Source organism: Streptomyces sp. NPDC058274, from assembly GCF_042881375.1.
Taxonomy (GTDB): Bacteria; Actinomycetota; Actinomycetes; order Streptomycetales; family Streptomycetaceae; genus Streptomyces.
On record NZ_JBHVXW010000006.1, the window covers coordinates 267,260 to 280,411 of the forward strand.

Sequence of the window (13,152 nt, forward strand, 5' to 3'; positions counted from 1 at the left end):
GCCGTCACTTCCGATACGTGGCCGGGACGGCCTTGGCCGCGATGCCCTCGAAGCGCCGGTCGAAGAGCGAGCCGACCTTGAACCCCTTCACGAACCCGCCCTTTGCCAGCAGGTCGGCGGTCTCCTGCTCCCACTTGACGGCCTCGTCCCAACTCGGCGGGAACAGCGGCTTGTTGGCGAGCTCCGTGATCGACCGGGCCTGGGCCGGGGTGAGGTTCTGCGTCTTGACGTAGAACTCCTCGTTCCAGGCGTCGGGGTGTTCGTACGCCCACACCTGGCCCTTCGCCCAGCGCGGGATGTACGCGGCGATCGCGGCGGCCTTGGCGGAGTCGGCCAGCACGGAGGTGGGCGCCCACAGCAGGTTGAGGAGGTCCACGACGTCCGTGGCGATCGTGTGCGCGCCCTTGGACCCGTACTGCTTGAGGTAGGCCGGGGACTGGCTGTTGGCGAGCGGGGCGATGTCCACCTGGCCCGCCTGGAGTGCGGTGAGGAACTGGTTGCTGGTCAGCGGGACGAGATCCACCTCGTCGTACGTCAGCCCGGCCTTCTTCAGCGCCCGCAGCAGCACCACACCCTGGGCCTGGCCCTGGGAGAACGCGAGCTTCTTGCCCTTGAAGCCCTGCACGTCCTCGATGTCGCTGCCGGGCTTGGTGGCGAAGAGGTAGTTGGGCTTGCGGGTGATGTTGATGGCGACGATCTTCGCGTCGTAGCCCTGGTAGTGCGCCTGGATCGGCGGGATGCCCGCGTTGTTGGCGACGTCCAGCGACTTGGCGCGGAAGGCGTTGATGACGTCGGGACCGGCGCCGATGTTCACCCAGTCGGAGACGGTGAAGGGCAGGTCGGTGAGGCCCGCGAGCTTGAACTGCAGCTGCTGGACGCCCTGGTACGAGGCGATCTTGAGCTTCGTACCGGACGGGACCTTGTCGGCCGGCGGGGCGGTTATGGACCCCTTGGACCCGGCTTCGGCGGCGCTGCTGTCCGCGCAGCCGCTGACCCCGGCGGCAGCGGCGGCCGCGCCGAGCAGGGAGGACAGGAACAGCCGTCGGTCGACACCGGACACGGACGAGGACGCGGGCGATGGTGGCATGGCAGGACTCCGAGAGTTCAAGAGGCAGGAAACGCGCGGAATTCCGGGCAGGGCGAATCCAGAAAGGAAAAGTGCGCGCAGGAGAAGGCACACGCCGAAGGCGCGTCAGCGCGGTCCACGGCGGCAGGATGCGGAAAGGCGAAAGAGGTGCTGAAGGGCCGGCGGCGCGGGGTGGTGCCGGAAGGGCCGGCGTTTCCGGGGCATCGCCGAGACGCTGCCGGAAGGCCGCCGACGCTTTGGAGCGTCGACGTGCCGACAGGCCACGCGTCGACGCCAGGCGCGGTCGCGGACCGGCGTGTCAGCAGGTCAGCGGGTCAGCAACACAGTGTGCGGGCGACCCGCATCAGGTCGACGACACGGCACTTGGTCAGCGGAACCTGCCGCGAGGGCGACAGCGCGACACCGGCCGTCCGGTCGCGGCCCTGCCGCAACCGGATCACCGGGGAAAAGTCCTGCGCGCTGCTCATGCACGGAATGCTCCTGGCCGGGCCCGACCCCTGTCAACATTCGGAGTTTTTGAATTAATTCGCCCCCGGTGGCGCGCTCGGTTCCCGTCCGCCGATGAGGTCAGGCGGGCCAGGACGATGCGCCCAGGGGATCCCGGTAGAACTCGTCGAGAGCCACCGAACCGCCCGCCACGGCCAGCACCGAGTCCGGGAAACTGGTCGGTACGACCGCCGCGGCCCGGTCCGCCCCCACCTCCTCGCGCAGCGCGCCGAGGCAGTCCTCGCGGTGGATGACACCGACCTCGGTGACGACGACCGTGTCCGGGTTCAGCACATCGAGCAGCAGCGCCGCCGCCCGGCCGACCAGCCGGGCCCGCTCGACCAGCAGCCGTACGGCGTCCGGGTCGCCGGCGGTGGCCGCGGCCAGCAGGTGCATCGGGTTCACCGTGTCGATGACCCCCGCCTCGCGGGCCCGCCGGCACAGCGTCCGTTCGCTCAACTCCGCCTGCAGGCAACCCCTCCGGCCGCAGTCGCACCGCTCCGTACCGCCCGCGAGCGGCAGATGGGCGATCGCACCGGCCTGGGAGCGGGGCCCGTGGTGGACCTCGTCATTGGTGGCGAAGGCGGCGTCCACCACGTTGCCGACGAACAGGTGCAGCACACTGCGGCTGCCCCGTGCCCGTCCGAACAGCCGCTCCCCGTTCACCAACGCCCGCGCGTGCCCGTCCACATGCACCGGAAGTCCGGTGCGCGTCCCGATCACCTCCCGCACGGCCACGTCGCGCCAGCCCAGCAGGGCGTGCTCGACGATCGTCCCGGAGTCCCGGTCCACCCAGCCGCCGGCCGCCACGCCCACGCTCAGCGGGGTGACGCCGGGGGCGTCCGCCAGCAGGGCCTTCAGTCCGTCGACGGCGTTCGCCAGGACGTGCCCCGGCTCGGTGCCGGAGTGGGCCAGCCGCCGCTCGGCGACCACCCGGCCGCGCAGATCCAGCAGCGCCACCGTGGTGTAAGGCACCGCCACATGCACCCCGCCGACGACGAACCGGGAGTCGTCCAGGTCGACCGGTACGTGCGGACGCCCGACCCCTTTCGACCGCGGGGGCGCCGGAGCCTCCCGGATCAGACCGAGCATGGCGAAGCGGGCGCAGTACTCCGTCACCGTCGCCGGGGAGAGGCCGGTCAGCCGCGCGACCGTGCTGCGGGCCACGGGGCCGTGCTCCAGCACGGACCGCAGGATCACACTGGCGCTGGTCCTGCGCCGGTCGCTGTCGACGGCCCGCCGCACCGGCGCGGGCGCCCGACGAGTGGGCGGAGGGGATGGTGCCAGGGAGCGGGGCATGGGTGACTTCCTCGGAATCGGTCCGACACTGCGCCTTCGTCTGCGCGGCGAGCCGGATCCGCTCCGTCCCGCCTCACACCGGAAGACAACAGGTGGCCGTGCCCTGGCGCCGCAGGTCGACATAGCGACGCGACGCGAAGTCCTCAGCCTGGGCAACCATGACGCGAAGCGTAGGCCCTGCCGGGCGGATCCGGCCAGGGGTGGTTTGGCCCCTGCCTGTCCCGTACCTGGGGGCTCCGCCCCCAGACCCCCGTATCGCGCTGCGCGCTCGTCCTCAATCGCCGGACGGGCTGGAACTCTCCATCGCCGGACGGGCTGGAACTCTTAAGCGCCGGACGGGCTGGAACTCTTCAGCGCCGTCCGGAGACAGTTTCAGCCCCTCCGGCGTTTGAGGAGCGGGGGTCCGGGGGCTGGCCCCCGGGTCGGGACGGGTAGGGGCGGCGGGGGCGAGAACAGTTGGTGGGACCCCACAGTCGAGGCGTACTCGAGCGCCGGGGGTAAACCGACCTCACCTCAGTGACCAGCATCACGCCCGCAAGGGTGTACCCGCCCTCGTTTGTCAGAAGGCCACCAACCCCACGTAACCCACTTTGTGGACCGCTGCCGGTGATCCCCCAAGTGGCCTGGGATAGCGTCACGATGTCCCGACCATGCGCCCCGCCGGAGTCCCCATGAGCACCGCAACCGCCCCCGCCCACCCCCGAGAGGTCCTCGCCGACCTCCTCCCCGCCTCCCGCGTCAGGGACATCGCGCTGGTCCTGGGCGGAGCCGCGCTCACGGGCCTCGCCGCCCAGCTCTCCGTCCCGGTCCCGGGCTCCCCGGTGCCGGTGACCGGCCAGACCTTCGCGGCCCTCCTCGTCGGCACGACCCTCGGTGCGAGCCGCGGCCTGTTCTCCCTCGCCCTGTACGCGCTGCTCGGCCTGGCCGGCGTCCCGTGGTTCGCCGGCGGCGCCTCCGGTGCCACCGTGACCTTCGGCTACATCCTCGGCATGTTCCTCGCCGCCACCGTCGTGGGCGCCCTCGCCCGCCGCGGTGCCGACCGCTCGGTCCTGCGGATGGCGGGCGCGATGCTGCTCGGCGAGGCGATCATCTACGCGATCGGCGTCCCGTACCTGGCCTTCTCCGCCGACATGTCGTTCAGCGCGGCGATCGCGGCGGGCCTCACCCCGTTCCTGATCGGCGACGCCCTGAAGGCCGCCCTGGCGATGGGCGCGCTGCCCACCGCCTGGAAGCTCGTCAGGCGCTGAGCGCGGGGCGCCGGCGGTTCAGTGGTTCATGAACCGCCGCCGTCCGCGAGGTTGTAGTTCCTGCGGAAGAGGTTCGCCGGGTCGTAACGCGACTTCAGCCCGGCGAGCCTCTTCCGCGTCCCGGGGCCGTACAGCCCCTCCGTGCGATCGCCCGCGCCGAACGCGAAGTTGAGGGCGCGCCCGATCGTCCACGGCGCCACCAGCGCGAACGCGGGGTCGAGCCCGGCCCGTGCCGTCGCCCGGTCGGCCATCGTCAACAGCCGTACGAGGAAACGTCCTTCGCGGTGCGGCACCGAGTTCGGCGCGTCCCCGGCCAGCGCCCCGCCCAGGTGGTTGATCTGGACGACGCACATCGTGGGCGCCCCGGGACCGGTCAGGGCGAGCAGCCCGGCCACCGCCTCGACGTCCAGCTCCCGCAGCACCGCGCTGTCGCCGTAGTACGTGTGCGGGAAGTCCGGATCGCTGTGGATGGTGTGGCTCTCGGCGTACGGCATCTCGCGCAGCGAGTCGGCGAGCACCGGACCGGTCTCCCGCAGCGGGGCGACGAGCCGCTCCCCGTCGGCGCCGGTGTGGGCGACCCGTACGGAGGCGACGTACCGCCCGCGCAGGTGCGGCGGCATCGCCGGGATGTCCGGATAGGGCACCGCCGCGAACGACGAGGTCAGCGTGGACGGCACGGTCCGCGTCCAGCGTTCGTACGCCCGCAGGACAGCCGCCGGGCCGACCTCGGCCGCGTCGAAGGAGAGCGAGCCGCCGTACAGCCGGGCCACGGGTACGAGGCCGGTCTCCAGCTCCGTGACCACGCCGAAGTTGTGGCCGCCGCCGAGCAGGGCCCAGTACAGATCGGGCTCCGACGCGGGTGTCACATGGCGCAGTCGCCCGTCGGCCGTGACCACGTCCAGCGCCCGCACATGGTCGGCCGCGTAGCCGAACTCCCGGGCCAGGATGCCGAGTCCACCGCTCAGCGTGTACGAGACGGCGCCGACGCCCGGTGCCGAACCGTTCAGCGGCGCCAGCCCGTACGGCTCCGCCGCCGCGACGACCTGGCCCCAGCGGACGCCGGCCTGGACGCGGACGGTACGGGCCTTCGCGTCGACCCTCACCCCGTCCATGCGCCGCGTCGTGATCAGTACGCCGCCCTCCGCGTCGCCCGGCAGACCGTGCCCGGTGGCCTGGACGCCGACCGGGAGCCCTTCCGCCGCCGCGTACCGCACCGCCGTGACCACGTCGTCGGCCGAGGCCGCGGCGAAGATCACGGCGGGGCGCTGCGCGAACCCCGTCTGGAATCCCGCGAGTTCGTCCTCGTACCCCGCGTCACCGGGCCGCAGGACGAGCCCGCCCGTGAAGCGCGAACTGCCGGTGTGATCGGTTCCGTCCACTGTGTTCATGGACCGCATCGTGGCTCCATTACCTGACAGTTGCCGTCAGGTTTTCCGCGGGGAAGGAAGCCGGACGGCCGGGGTGCCGTACTCGGCACCCCGGCCGTCCGCGCCGGGTGTCACCCAGGTGTCCCGGCCGTCCGCGCCGGGTGTCACTGGGTAGGCGCCGGGTGCTACTGAGGACGCCGGCGGACCCACCACAGGCCCGCCGCGCCCGCCGAGAGGAACGCCGCGCCGGCCGCGCCGAGCGGCAGGACGTCGCTTCCGACGCCGGTCTTCGGGAGCTCGTCACCGCCGGGTGCCACCGGCTTGTTGTCGGTGCCGAGCAACAGCGGGGTGGCCGGTGCGTTCGGCGACGGGTTCGTCGTACCGAACGGGACCGGGCCCTGCTGCCAGAACGTCTTCTTCCCGTCGCCGTCCTGGACCGGCAGACAGATCTTTCCGGTCTTGTTCACATCGAAGGTCGCGTCCACGTCGTACGACTTCGACTTGCCGGCCGCGAGAGTGCCGACCGCGCAACTGAAACCACTGTTCGATCCCTCCGGAAGATCCGCGGAGGCAATGGCGGAACAGCCCTTGACGTTCTTGACCTGCAAGCCGTCGAAACCGACCACCAATAGCCGGATCTTGCCGCTTTCCTTCGTCCCTTCGTTCTTTACCGTGGCGGTAATCGCCGTTTTCTGCGAGCTGTTGTCGACCGAGATCTTCTCGGGCAGTTGCGTGGTCAGCTGCACGCCTGCCGGTGCCTCGTCGACGGCCTTTCCCCCCTTGCTGCTCCCTGGTCCCGTGTCATCCGCGACGGCGGTGCAGGAAAGGATCAGCACGGCCGAGAAAGATGCCGTGAGCAGCGATCCTGCGATGGTCGTCATGCGACGAGAACTCATGTTCGTCCCCCTTGGCTGCGCCTGAATTCGCAGTACTTGAAGAGGTACCACAAGATTTCTCCGCACTATGCTGGTACGACCTGAAGTGTGACCATTGTGGTTCTGGTGTTACAGACGTTTGTGGCGGGTGTTGAGGGGGTGCAGGGGATTGCCGGGGAATGCGTACGGCGGTGTTCCGGGATTATTGGTGACGGGTCGATATCGGCTGGTCGAGAGCATTGGCCAGGGGGGAATGGGGCGGGTGTGGCGGGCCGCCGACGAAATGCTCGACCGGCGGGTCGCGGTCAAGGAAATGCGGATCGACGGACTCGACCAGGAAGACACCCGCACCCGCCGGGAGCGCACCCTGCGCGAGGCCCGGGCCACGGCCCGGATCGACCACCCCAATGTCGTCCGTATCTACGACGTCGTGGACGAGGGGGAGCGGCTGTGGATCGTCATGGAACTGGTCGCGGGCCGCTCCCTCGAACAGATCGTGACGGAGGACGGCCCGCTCGGCCCCCGTGCGGCGGCGCGGCTCGGGCTCGGACTGGTGGCGGCGTTGCGCGAGGTGCACGCGGGGGGTGTGCTGCACCGGGACATCAAGCCGGGCAACGTCCTGGTCGAGCGACGCGGCCGGCGGGTCGTGCTCACCGACTTCGGCATCGCCGCGATGCAGGACGCGGAGGCGCTCACCATGGTCGGGATGCTCGTCGGGTCCCCCGACTACATGGCACCCGAGCGGGTGTCCGGCCGTCCGCAGGGCCCGCCGTCGGATGTGTGGTCCCTGGGCGCGACGCTCTGCGCGGCCCTCGGCGGCCACTCGCCGTTCTCCCGCTCGACCACCCTGGCGACCCTGCACGCCGTCCTCTACGAGGAGCCCGAACTCCCGCCCTGTGCAGGGGAGTTGCGGGCCATTCTGGCCGCCCTGCTGGAAAAGGAGCCGGCCGGCCGCCCCGGCCTGGAGGAACTGGAGACGGCGCTCACGCCGATCGCGGACCTGCCGCGACAGCCCACTTCGAGGCAGCCCACCTCACGACAGCCCGGCACTCCGGAGCAGCCCGACGCTCAGCCGCCGCTGTTGCCCGACGCACCGGTTTCCCCGGTCGCGTCGTCCCCGGCGTCCCCGGCGTCCCCGTCGGCTCCGTTGGATTCCCCCACGCAGATCTTCGCGCGGCGCGTACCCGTGCAGGACGCGATACCGGTGCCACGCACCACGTCCGTCGCACCGATCCACGCCTCCGCCGAAGTGCCCTCCCAGGCCCCCTCGGAAGTGCGCTCGGAGATCGGCACGCGACCACGACACCAGCCGTCCACGAAGGAACCGTCCACCACGGAACCGTCCACCAAGGAGCCGTCCGAAGAAGAGGCACCCACCGAAGAGGCACCCACCGAAGAGGCACCCGCCGAAGAGGCACCCGCCGAAGAGGTGCCCCACGCGGCGGCGGCCACCGTGAGCCGACTGCCGTCGGTGCCCGCGCCGCTCACCGGGCACCCGGCTCAACCGCCCGGCCCCGCCGCCCCGTTCACCTCGCGGCACCGCCGTCGCCGTAGAGGATTCGTAGCCGCAGGCGGTGTCGTCATCGCGGGAGCCGTTGCCGGGCTTCTCATCGCGACGAACGGCGGGGCCTCCGACGACCCGAACGGCGGGTCCGCCGCGTCATCGGCACCGGCTGTAGCGTCGTCCGCACCTGCCACCTCGTCCGGCGGCGGCAGCGCGACCGGCAGCCCGTCGTCCCCCTCGACCTCGCCCACCGTCGAAGGGACCTCGCGCCCGCCCAGCCTGCCGCCGGGCGCGCACCGGGAGGCCGGCGGGTTCGCGTGGGCGACGCCCAAGGGCTGGCGGCGCGATGTGAAGACGGGGGCCGAGGTGCACTACACCTCGCCGGACGGCCGGCAGGAACTCGTGGCCAAGTCCGCCATCGCCCGCGGTGACCTCATGGAGACCTGGCGGACCTCGGAGCAGAACGCCCACCGGGGGCAGGACTACCGGAAGATCCGGCTGGAGAAGACGATGTTCCGGGGCTGGTCCGCGGTCGTCTGGGAGTACACCTTCACCCTCCAAGGGGTGCCCTGGCATGCCCAGTTGCTCGGCTTCGACACCGACGGGAAGTCGTACCAGATCAACACCTGGTACCAGCCGGAGACCGAGAACGCGGCCCTCAGGACCTACGAGCAGGTCAAGAAGAGCTTCACCGTCCTCTGAGCGAGCGGTGCGGCCGAACCTCAGGAACCCGAGGAAGCCGGACACGTAGGAAGCCGGACACGTAGGAAGCCGGACACAAAGAAGGGGCCCCGCGGCGAACACCGCGGGGCCCTTCACGACGAGAGGCGGAGCCTCAGGCGCGGGTCTTCACCGGCGCCTCGTCCCGCGGTTCGGGCACGCCACGCACCGGCGTACCCGCACCCAGCTTCTGCCGGATCACCGCGATGACCAGCACCACGGCGGCGACGAGCAGGGACAGCAGGACGGTCTCCCGTCCGTCGTGCTCCGTGTCCGTCAGCATGTAGCCGAGCACGAAGACGATCAGCGCGGCCGTCGCCCACGTCAGATACGGGTACAGCCACATCCGGACGACCAGCTTCTCGGGCGCCTCGCGCTGGATGATCTTCCGCATCCGCAGCTGCGAGAAGCAGATGGCGAGCCAGACGAACAGGGCGACCGCACCGGAGGAGTTGACCAGGAAGAGGAAGATGGTGTCCGGGAACTTGTAGTTGAAGAAGACGGCGACGAAGCCGAACACGACCGAGACGATGATCGCGGTCCTCGGCACGCCACGTGCGGTGGTCTTCGCGAACATCCGGGGCGCGTCCCCGCGCTCACCGAGCGAGAAGGCCATGCGGGAGGCCGTGTACAGGCCGGAGTTGAGGCAGGACAGCACCGAGGTCAGCACGATGAAGTTCATGATCTGACCGGCGTGCGCGATACCGAGGGAGTCCAGGGCGGCGACGTACGAGCCCTTGTCCTTGATGGACGGGTCGTTCCACGGCAGCAGCGCCACGACCACGAAGATCGAGCCGAGGTAGAAGACGCCGATCCGCCAGATGATGCTGTTCGTGGACTTGGTGACCGCGCGCTGCGGGTCCTCGGACTCGCCGGCCGCGAGGGTGGCGATCTCGCTGCCCATGAAGGAGAAGACGACCAGGAGCACACCGGTGAGGATCGCGCCGGGCCCGTGCGGCAGGAACCCGCCGTGGTCGCTCAGATTCCCGACGCCCGCCTTCTCGGCGTCGACGCCCGGCAGCACACCGAAGACGGCGAGCCCGCCGACGATGATGAACGCGCCGATCGCCACGACCTTGATCCCGGCGAACCAGAACTCGAACTCACCGTACGAGCCGACCGAGACCAGGTTGGTGGCGGTGAGCACGATCATCACGATCAGCGCCCAGCCCCACTGCGGTACGGCCGGTATCCAGCCTTCGAGGATCTTGGCGCCGGCGGTGGCCTCCACGGCCAGCACCACCACCCAGAAGAACCAGTACAGCCAGCCGATGGAGAAGCCGGCCCAGCGCCCGAGCGCACGGTCCGCGTGCGCCGAGAAGGAGCCCGAGGTGGGGTTGGCCGCGGACATCTCTCCGAGCATCCGCATCACCAGCACGACGAGCGTGCCGACGAGGGCGTACGACAGCAGGATGCCCGGGCCCGCGGTGGCGATACCGGAGCTGGAACCGACGAAGAGACCGGCTCCGATGACACCGCCGATGGCGATCATCGACAGGTGGCGGTTCTTGAGTCCGGCCTGCAGGCCGCCTCCGGGTTCGCCGGGGCCACCGGGGCCGTTTCCGGCCTTCGGCAGGGTCGACTGCGAAGTCATGAACGGAATTCCTTTGCGCCGGGTGAGCGGATTCCCGTACGAGCGGTGTACGGGGACTCGTACGAGCGGTGTACGAGCCGGTCCAGTGAATCGGAGGCGAATGAATTCGTGAACCTTTGAATCCGGATCGTTACTTGAGGTTTGCTTGAGGTTCTGTAGCGTTGCTCACAGTTTTCCGCGGTGGCACCCGGCGAGGCCGATCCGAAACAGCCGTGACACACTCGGAGCATGCGCGTGTACCTCGGCTCCGACCATGCCGGTTTCGAACTGAAGAACCACCTCGTCGAGTGGCTCAAGTCCGCGGGCCACGAGCCCGTCGACTGCGGGCCGCTCATCTACGACGCCCAGGACGACTACCCGCCCTTCTGCCTCCGCGCAGCGGAGCGTACGGCGGCGGACCCGGGCACGCTCGGCATCGTGATCGGCGGCTCCGGCAACGGAGAGCAGATCGCCGCGAACAAGGTCGCCGGCGTGCGGGCCGCTCTCGCCTGGAGCGAGGAGACCGCGTCGCTGGGGCGTCAGCACAACGACGCCAACGTGGTGGCCGTCGGCGCCCGTATGCACTCCCAGGACGAGGCGACGAAGTTCGTCGAGACCTTCCTGAACACCCCGTTCTCCGGCGACGAGCGCCACATCCGGCGCATCGACATGCTGTCCGCCTACGAGACGACCCGCGAACTGCCGCCGGTCCCGGCCCACCACCCGCAGGCGTAGCCCGCTGCCGCACCGGCAGATCTCTGCCCCTCCGGCGTTCGAGGAGCGGGGTCCGGGGCGGAGCCCCGGGTACGGGACGGGCAGGGGCGGAGGGGGCGAGACCCGCTCGGCCGCAGGACAGCACTCGCAGGAGGACACCGTGCCCGAAGGGCACACCATTCACCGCCTGGCCGCGGACTACGAGGCGGGCTTCGGCGGCGGTCAGACCCGCGTCACCAGCCCCCAGGGCAAGTTCGCCGACGCCGCCGCCCTCCTCGACGGCACGGAACTGACCACCGCCGACGCCCACGGCAAGCACCTCTTCCTGGGCTTCCGCGCGGCGGACTGGATCCACATCCACCTCGGCCTCTTCGGCAAGGTCACCTTCGGCAAAGCCCCCGCGCCCCCGCCCACCGACACCGTCCGCCTGCGCCTCGCGAACGCCACGGCGTACGTCGATCTGCGCGGCCCGACGACCTGTGCCCTGATCACGGACGGCGAGAAGCGGGCGATACACGACCGCCTGGGCCCCGACCCGCTGCGCCCCGACGCCGACCGGTCAACGGCGTACCACCGAATCTCCCGCAGCCGTACGACGATCGCCGCCCTGCTGATGGACCAGAAGGTCATCGCGGGCGTCGGCAACGTCTACCGCGCCGAGGTCCTCTTCCGGCACGGCATCGACCCCTACCGGGCGGGCAAGGACATCACCCCCGCCGAGTGGGACGCGATCTGGGCCGACCTCGTGGACCTGATGCGGGAGGGCGTCCGGCTCAACCGCATCGACACGGTCCGCCCGGAACACACCCCGGAGGCCATGGGCCGCCCGCCGCGCGTCGACGACCACGGCGGCGAGGTCTACGTGTACCGCAGGGCCGGCCTGCCCTGTCACATCTGTGGCGGCGAGATCCGCACCGCCGGTCTCGCCGCCCGCAACCTCTTCTGGTGCCCGGGCTGCCAGTACCGGTAGCGGCCCACGCCGGTCGGATGCGGTCGCCCGCGCGTCAGAACCCGTGCGGCAGCCAGGGCGCGACCGCCGAGCCGAACCCCACCGACGCCTCCACCAGTGCCCCTTGCCGCAGCTCCCGCACCAGCCCGGCCCCGGCGAGCGACGTCAGGGACGTACCGCCGAGATACGCCGAGCCCAACTCCCGTACGGACAGGGCGAGATCGGCCGCCTCCTCCGTGCGGACGCACACAGCGCCCTTCGCGTCGCCGGTCAGCCGCCAACGCCCCTCGTTCCAGGGGCAGAAGGCGTCCTCGACCTCGAACACCACGTCCACCGGGGCCTGATACGTCCGCGCCTCCAGCGCGGCGCCGACGTCGACGAGGCGCAGGTGCAGCGAATCCTTGACCCGCAGATTGCAGCGCCGGATGTCGGACACCATGTGCTGCCACCCCTCGTCCAGGGGACGGCCCCGGGTGCGCACCTTGGTCGTCAGGTCGAGGCCGAACAGGAACCGCCACAGCGCGCCGTGCACCGGCACGTCGACCCCCTCCAGGTCCTCCAGGGAGATCGTGCCGTCGTGCCCGGACGGGCTCCACCCGGGCGTGACCCGGTAGCGCGCGTAGCCCACCACCTCGCCGTCCCGCTCCGCGACCACGCACTGCAGCGGCGAGGCACCGTGCCGCTCGGTCTCCGGGTCGAGCGTCCCGATCCGCTCCCAGCCCGGCTGCCGCGCCAGCATGCCCGGCCGGGTCGGCACCACCCGCGCGTAGACGGCCTCGCACGCGTCCAGCACATCGGCCGGCGCGGCGTACCGCAGACATACGTCATCGGTGCCGGGCGGTACGGACAGCTTCACGCGCGCGGTGTCGATCTCGGCGTTGAGCTGAAGGGTCCCGATGCCGTAGCCGAACCGTCCGTAGATCTCCGGTTCCGAGGCGGTCAGGGCGGCCAGCGGTTCACCCCAGGAGCGGATGTCGTCCAGTTGCCGGCGCATCATCGCGGTCAGCACCCCGCGCCGCCGGTGGGTGGCGGCGACGCTCACCATCGTGACGCCCGCGGTCGGCACCGAGGCCCCGCCGGGCACCGTGAGCCGGAAGACGAAGGCGCCCGCGGTGCCCACGCACTGGTCGCCGTCCCAGAAACCCAGGGAGCGGTCGTAGTCTGTGAGCGCGTCGAACATCTCGCGCTCCTCCGACGACTCGGGCACGCCCCCGAACGCCCGGATCAGGTTGTCGTACCAGACGTTCCACTCGGTCTGCCGCAGCACCCGCAAGTCAGTCGTCATGGGCCATGCCTACCAGGGAGATGCGGCGCGAGCGAGGGAATTTCGC

At 70.8% G+C, this 13,152-nt stretch carries 11 protein-coding genes; 4 read left to right on the top strand and 7 right to left on the bottom strand.

The genetic code is table 11. From position 1 onward, the window contains the following. Positions 1-4: 4 nt before the first annotated feature. The 3 genes from ACFVYF_RS15360 to ACFVYF_RS15370 form a co-directional block, all read right to left on the bottom strand. Positions 5-1,087: an ABC transporter substrate-binding protein gene (locus ACFVYF_RS15360; protein ID WP_389455696.1), complete on the bottom strand. Its 1,083-nt coding sequence runs from the start codon at positions 1,085-1,087 to the stop codon at positions 5-7. 314 nt (positions 1,088-1,401) lie between these two features. Next, on the bottom strand, positions 1,402-1,554 hold the full coding sequence (locus ACFVYF_RS15365) for a hypothetical protein (protein ID WP_383284210.1): 153 nt from the start codon (positions 1,552-1,554) through the stop codon (positions 1,402-1,404). A 100-nt stretch (positions 1,555-1,654) separates the two neighbouring features. Continuing rightward, on the bottom strand, positions 1,655-2,872 hold the full coding sequence (locus tag ACFVYF_RS15370; protein ID WP_389455697.1) for an ROK family protein: 1,218 nt from the start codon (positions 2,870-2,872) through the stop codon (positions 1,655-1,657). A 671-nt stretch (positions 2,873-3,543) separates the two neighbouring features. On the opposite strand from ACFVYF_RS15370, the gene ACFVYF_RS15375 reads away from it, so the two are divergent. Further along, a complete protein-coding gene (locus tag ACFVYF_RS15375) occupies positions 3,544-4,119 on the top strand; it encodes a biotin transporter BioY (protein ID WP_389455698.1) in 576 nt (191 codons plus the stop codon). Between the two features lie 26 nt (positions 4,120-4,145). On the opposite strand, the gene ACFVYF_RS15380 is transcribed toward ACFVYF_RS15375, so the two are convergent. Both ACFVYF_RS15380 and ACFVYF_RS15385 read right to left on the bottom strand, forming a co-directional pair. Further along, a complete protein-coding gene (locus ACFVYF_RS15380; RefSeq protein WP_389455699.1) occupies positions 4,146-5,507 on the bottom strand; it encodes an FAD-binding oxidoreductase in 1,362 nt (453 codons plus the stop codon). Positions 5,508-5,671: 164 nt separating this feature from the next. Next, entirely contained in the window at positions 5,672-6,382 is a 711-nt protein-coding gene (locus ACFVYF_RS15385; protein WP_389455700.1) for an LPXTG cell wall anchor domain-containing protein, read from the bottom strand. 187 nt (positions 6,383-6,569) lie between these two features. Here ACFVYF_RS15385 and ACFVYF_RS15390 point away from each other — a divergent pair, with 187 nt between their 5' ends. Beyond that, positions 6,570-8,567, top strand: a complete 1,998-nt coding sequence (locus ACFVYF_RS15390; RefSeq protein ID WP_389455701.1) for a serine/threonine-protein kinase — start codon at positions 6,570-6,572, stop codon at positions 8,565-8,567. Positions 8,568-8,700: 133 nt separating this feature from the next. Here ACFVYF_RS15390 and ACFVYF_RS15395 read toward each other — a convergent pair whose 3' ends face one another. Further along, a complete protein-coding gene (locus ACFVYF_RS15395; RefSeq protein ID WP_389455702.1) occupies positions 8,701-10,179 on the bottom strand; it encodes an amino acid permease in 1,479 nt (492 codons plus the stop codon). Between the two features lie 228 nt (positions 10,180-10,407). Here ACFVYF_RS15395 and ACFVYF_RS15400 point away from each other — a divergent pair, with 228 nt between their 5' ends. Together ACFVYF_RS15400 and ACFVYF_RS15405 are read left to right on the top strand one after the other, a co-directional pair. Then, complete coding sequence (locus ACFVYF_RS15400; protein ID WP_389455703.1) at positions 10,408-10,893, top strand: ribose-5-phosphate isomerase; 486 nt, start codon at positions 10,408-10,410, stop codon at positions 10,891-10,893. Between the two features lie 139 nt (positions 10,894-11,032). After that, positions 11,033-11,842, top strand: a complete 810-nt coding sequence (locus tag ACFVYF_RS15405) for an Fpg/Nei family DNA glycosylase (RefSeq protein WP_389455704.1) — start codon at positions 11,033-11,035, stop codon at positions 11,840-11,842. Between the two features lie 34 nt (positions 11,843-11,876). Here ACFVYF_RS15405 and ACFVYF_RS15410 read toward each other — a convergent pair whose 3' ends face one another. Further along, positions 11,877-13,106, bottom strand: coding sequence for a GNAT family N-acetyltransferase (locus tag ACFVYF_RS15410; RefSeq protein WP_389455705.1), 1,230 nt, complete (start codon positions 13,104-13,106; stop codon positions 11,877-11,879). Positions 13,107-13,152 lie beyond the last annotated feature (46 nt).

Excerpts from the sequence above, each read along its gene's own strand:
- ACFVYF_RS15410 (WP_389455705.1), bottom strand. The coding sequence starts at position 13,106 with ATGACGACTGACTTGCGGGTGCTGCGGCAGACCGAGTGGAACGTCTGG.
- ACFVYF_RS15375 (WP_389455698.1), top strand. The coding sequence starts at position 3,544 with ATGAGCACCGCAACCGCCCCCGCCCACCCCCGAGAGGTCCTCGCCGAC.
- ACFVYF_RS15395 (WP_389455702.1), bottom strand. The coding sequence starts at position 10,179 with ATGACTTCGCAGTCGACCCTGCCGAAGGCCGGAAACGGCCCCGGTGGC.
- ACFVYF_RS15370 (WP_389455697.1), bottom strand. The coding sequence starts at position 2,872 with ATGCCCCGCTCCCTGGCACCATCCCCTCCGCCCACTCGTCGGGCGCCC.
- ACFVYF_RS15360 (WP_389455696.1), bottom strand. The coding sequence starts at position 1,087 with ATGCCACCATCGCCCGCGTCCTCGTCCGTGTCCGGTGTCGACCGACGG.
- ACFVYF_RS15400 (WP_389455703.1), top strand. The coding sequence starts at position 10,408 with ATGCGCGTGTACCTCGGCTCCGACCATGCCGGTTTCGAACTGAAGAAC.
- ACFVYF_RS15385 (WP_389455700.1), bottom strand. The coding sequence starts at position 6,382 with ATGAGTTCTCGTCGCATGACGACCATCGCAGGATCGCTGCTCACGGCA.
- ACFVYF_RS15365 (WP_383284210.1), bottom strand. The coding sequence starts at position 1,554 with ATGAGCAGCGCGCAGGACTTTTCCCCGGTGATCCGGTTGCGGCAGGGC.
- ACFVYF_RS15380 (WP_389455699.1), bottom strand. The coding sequence starts at position 5,507 with ATGAACACAGTGGACGGAACCGATCACACCGGCAGTTCGCGCTTCACG.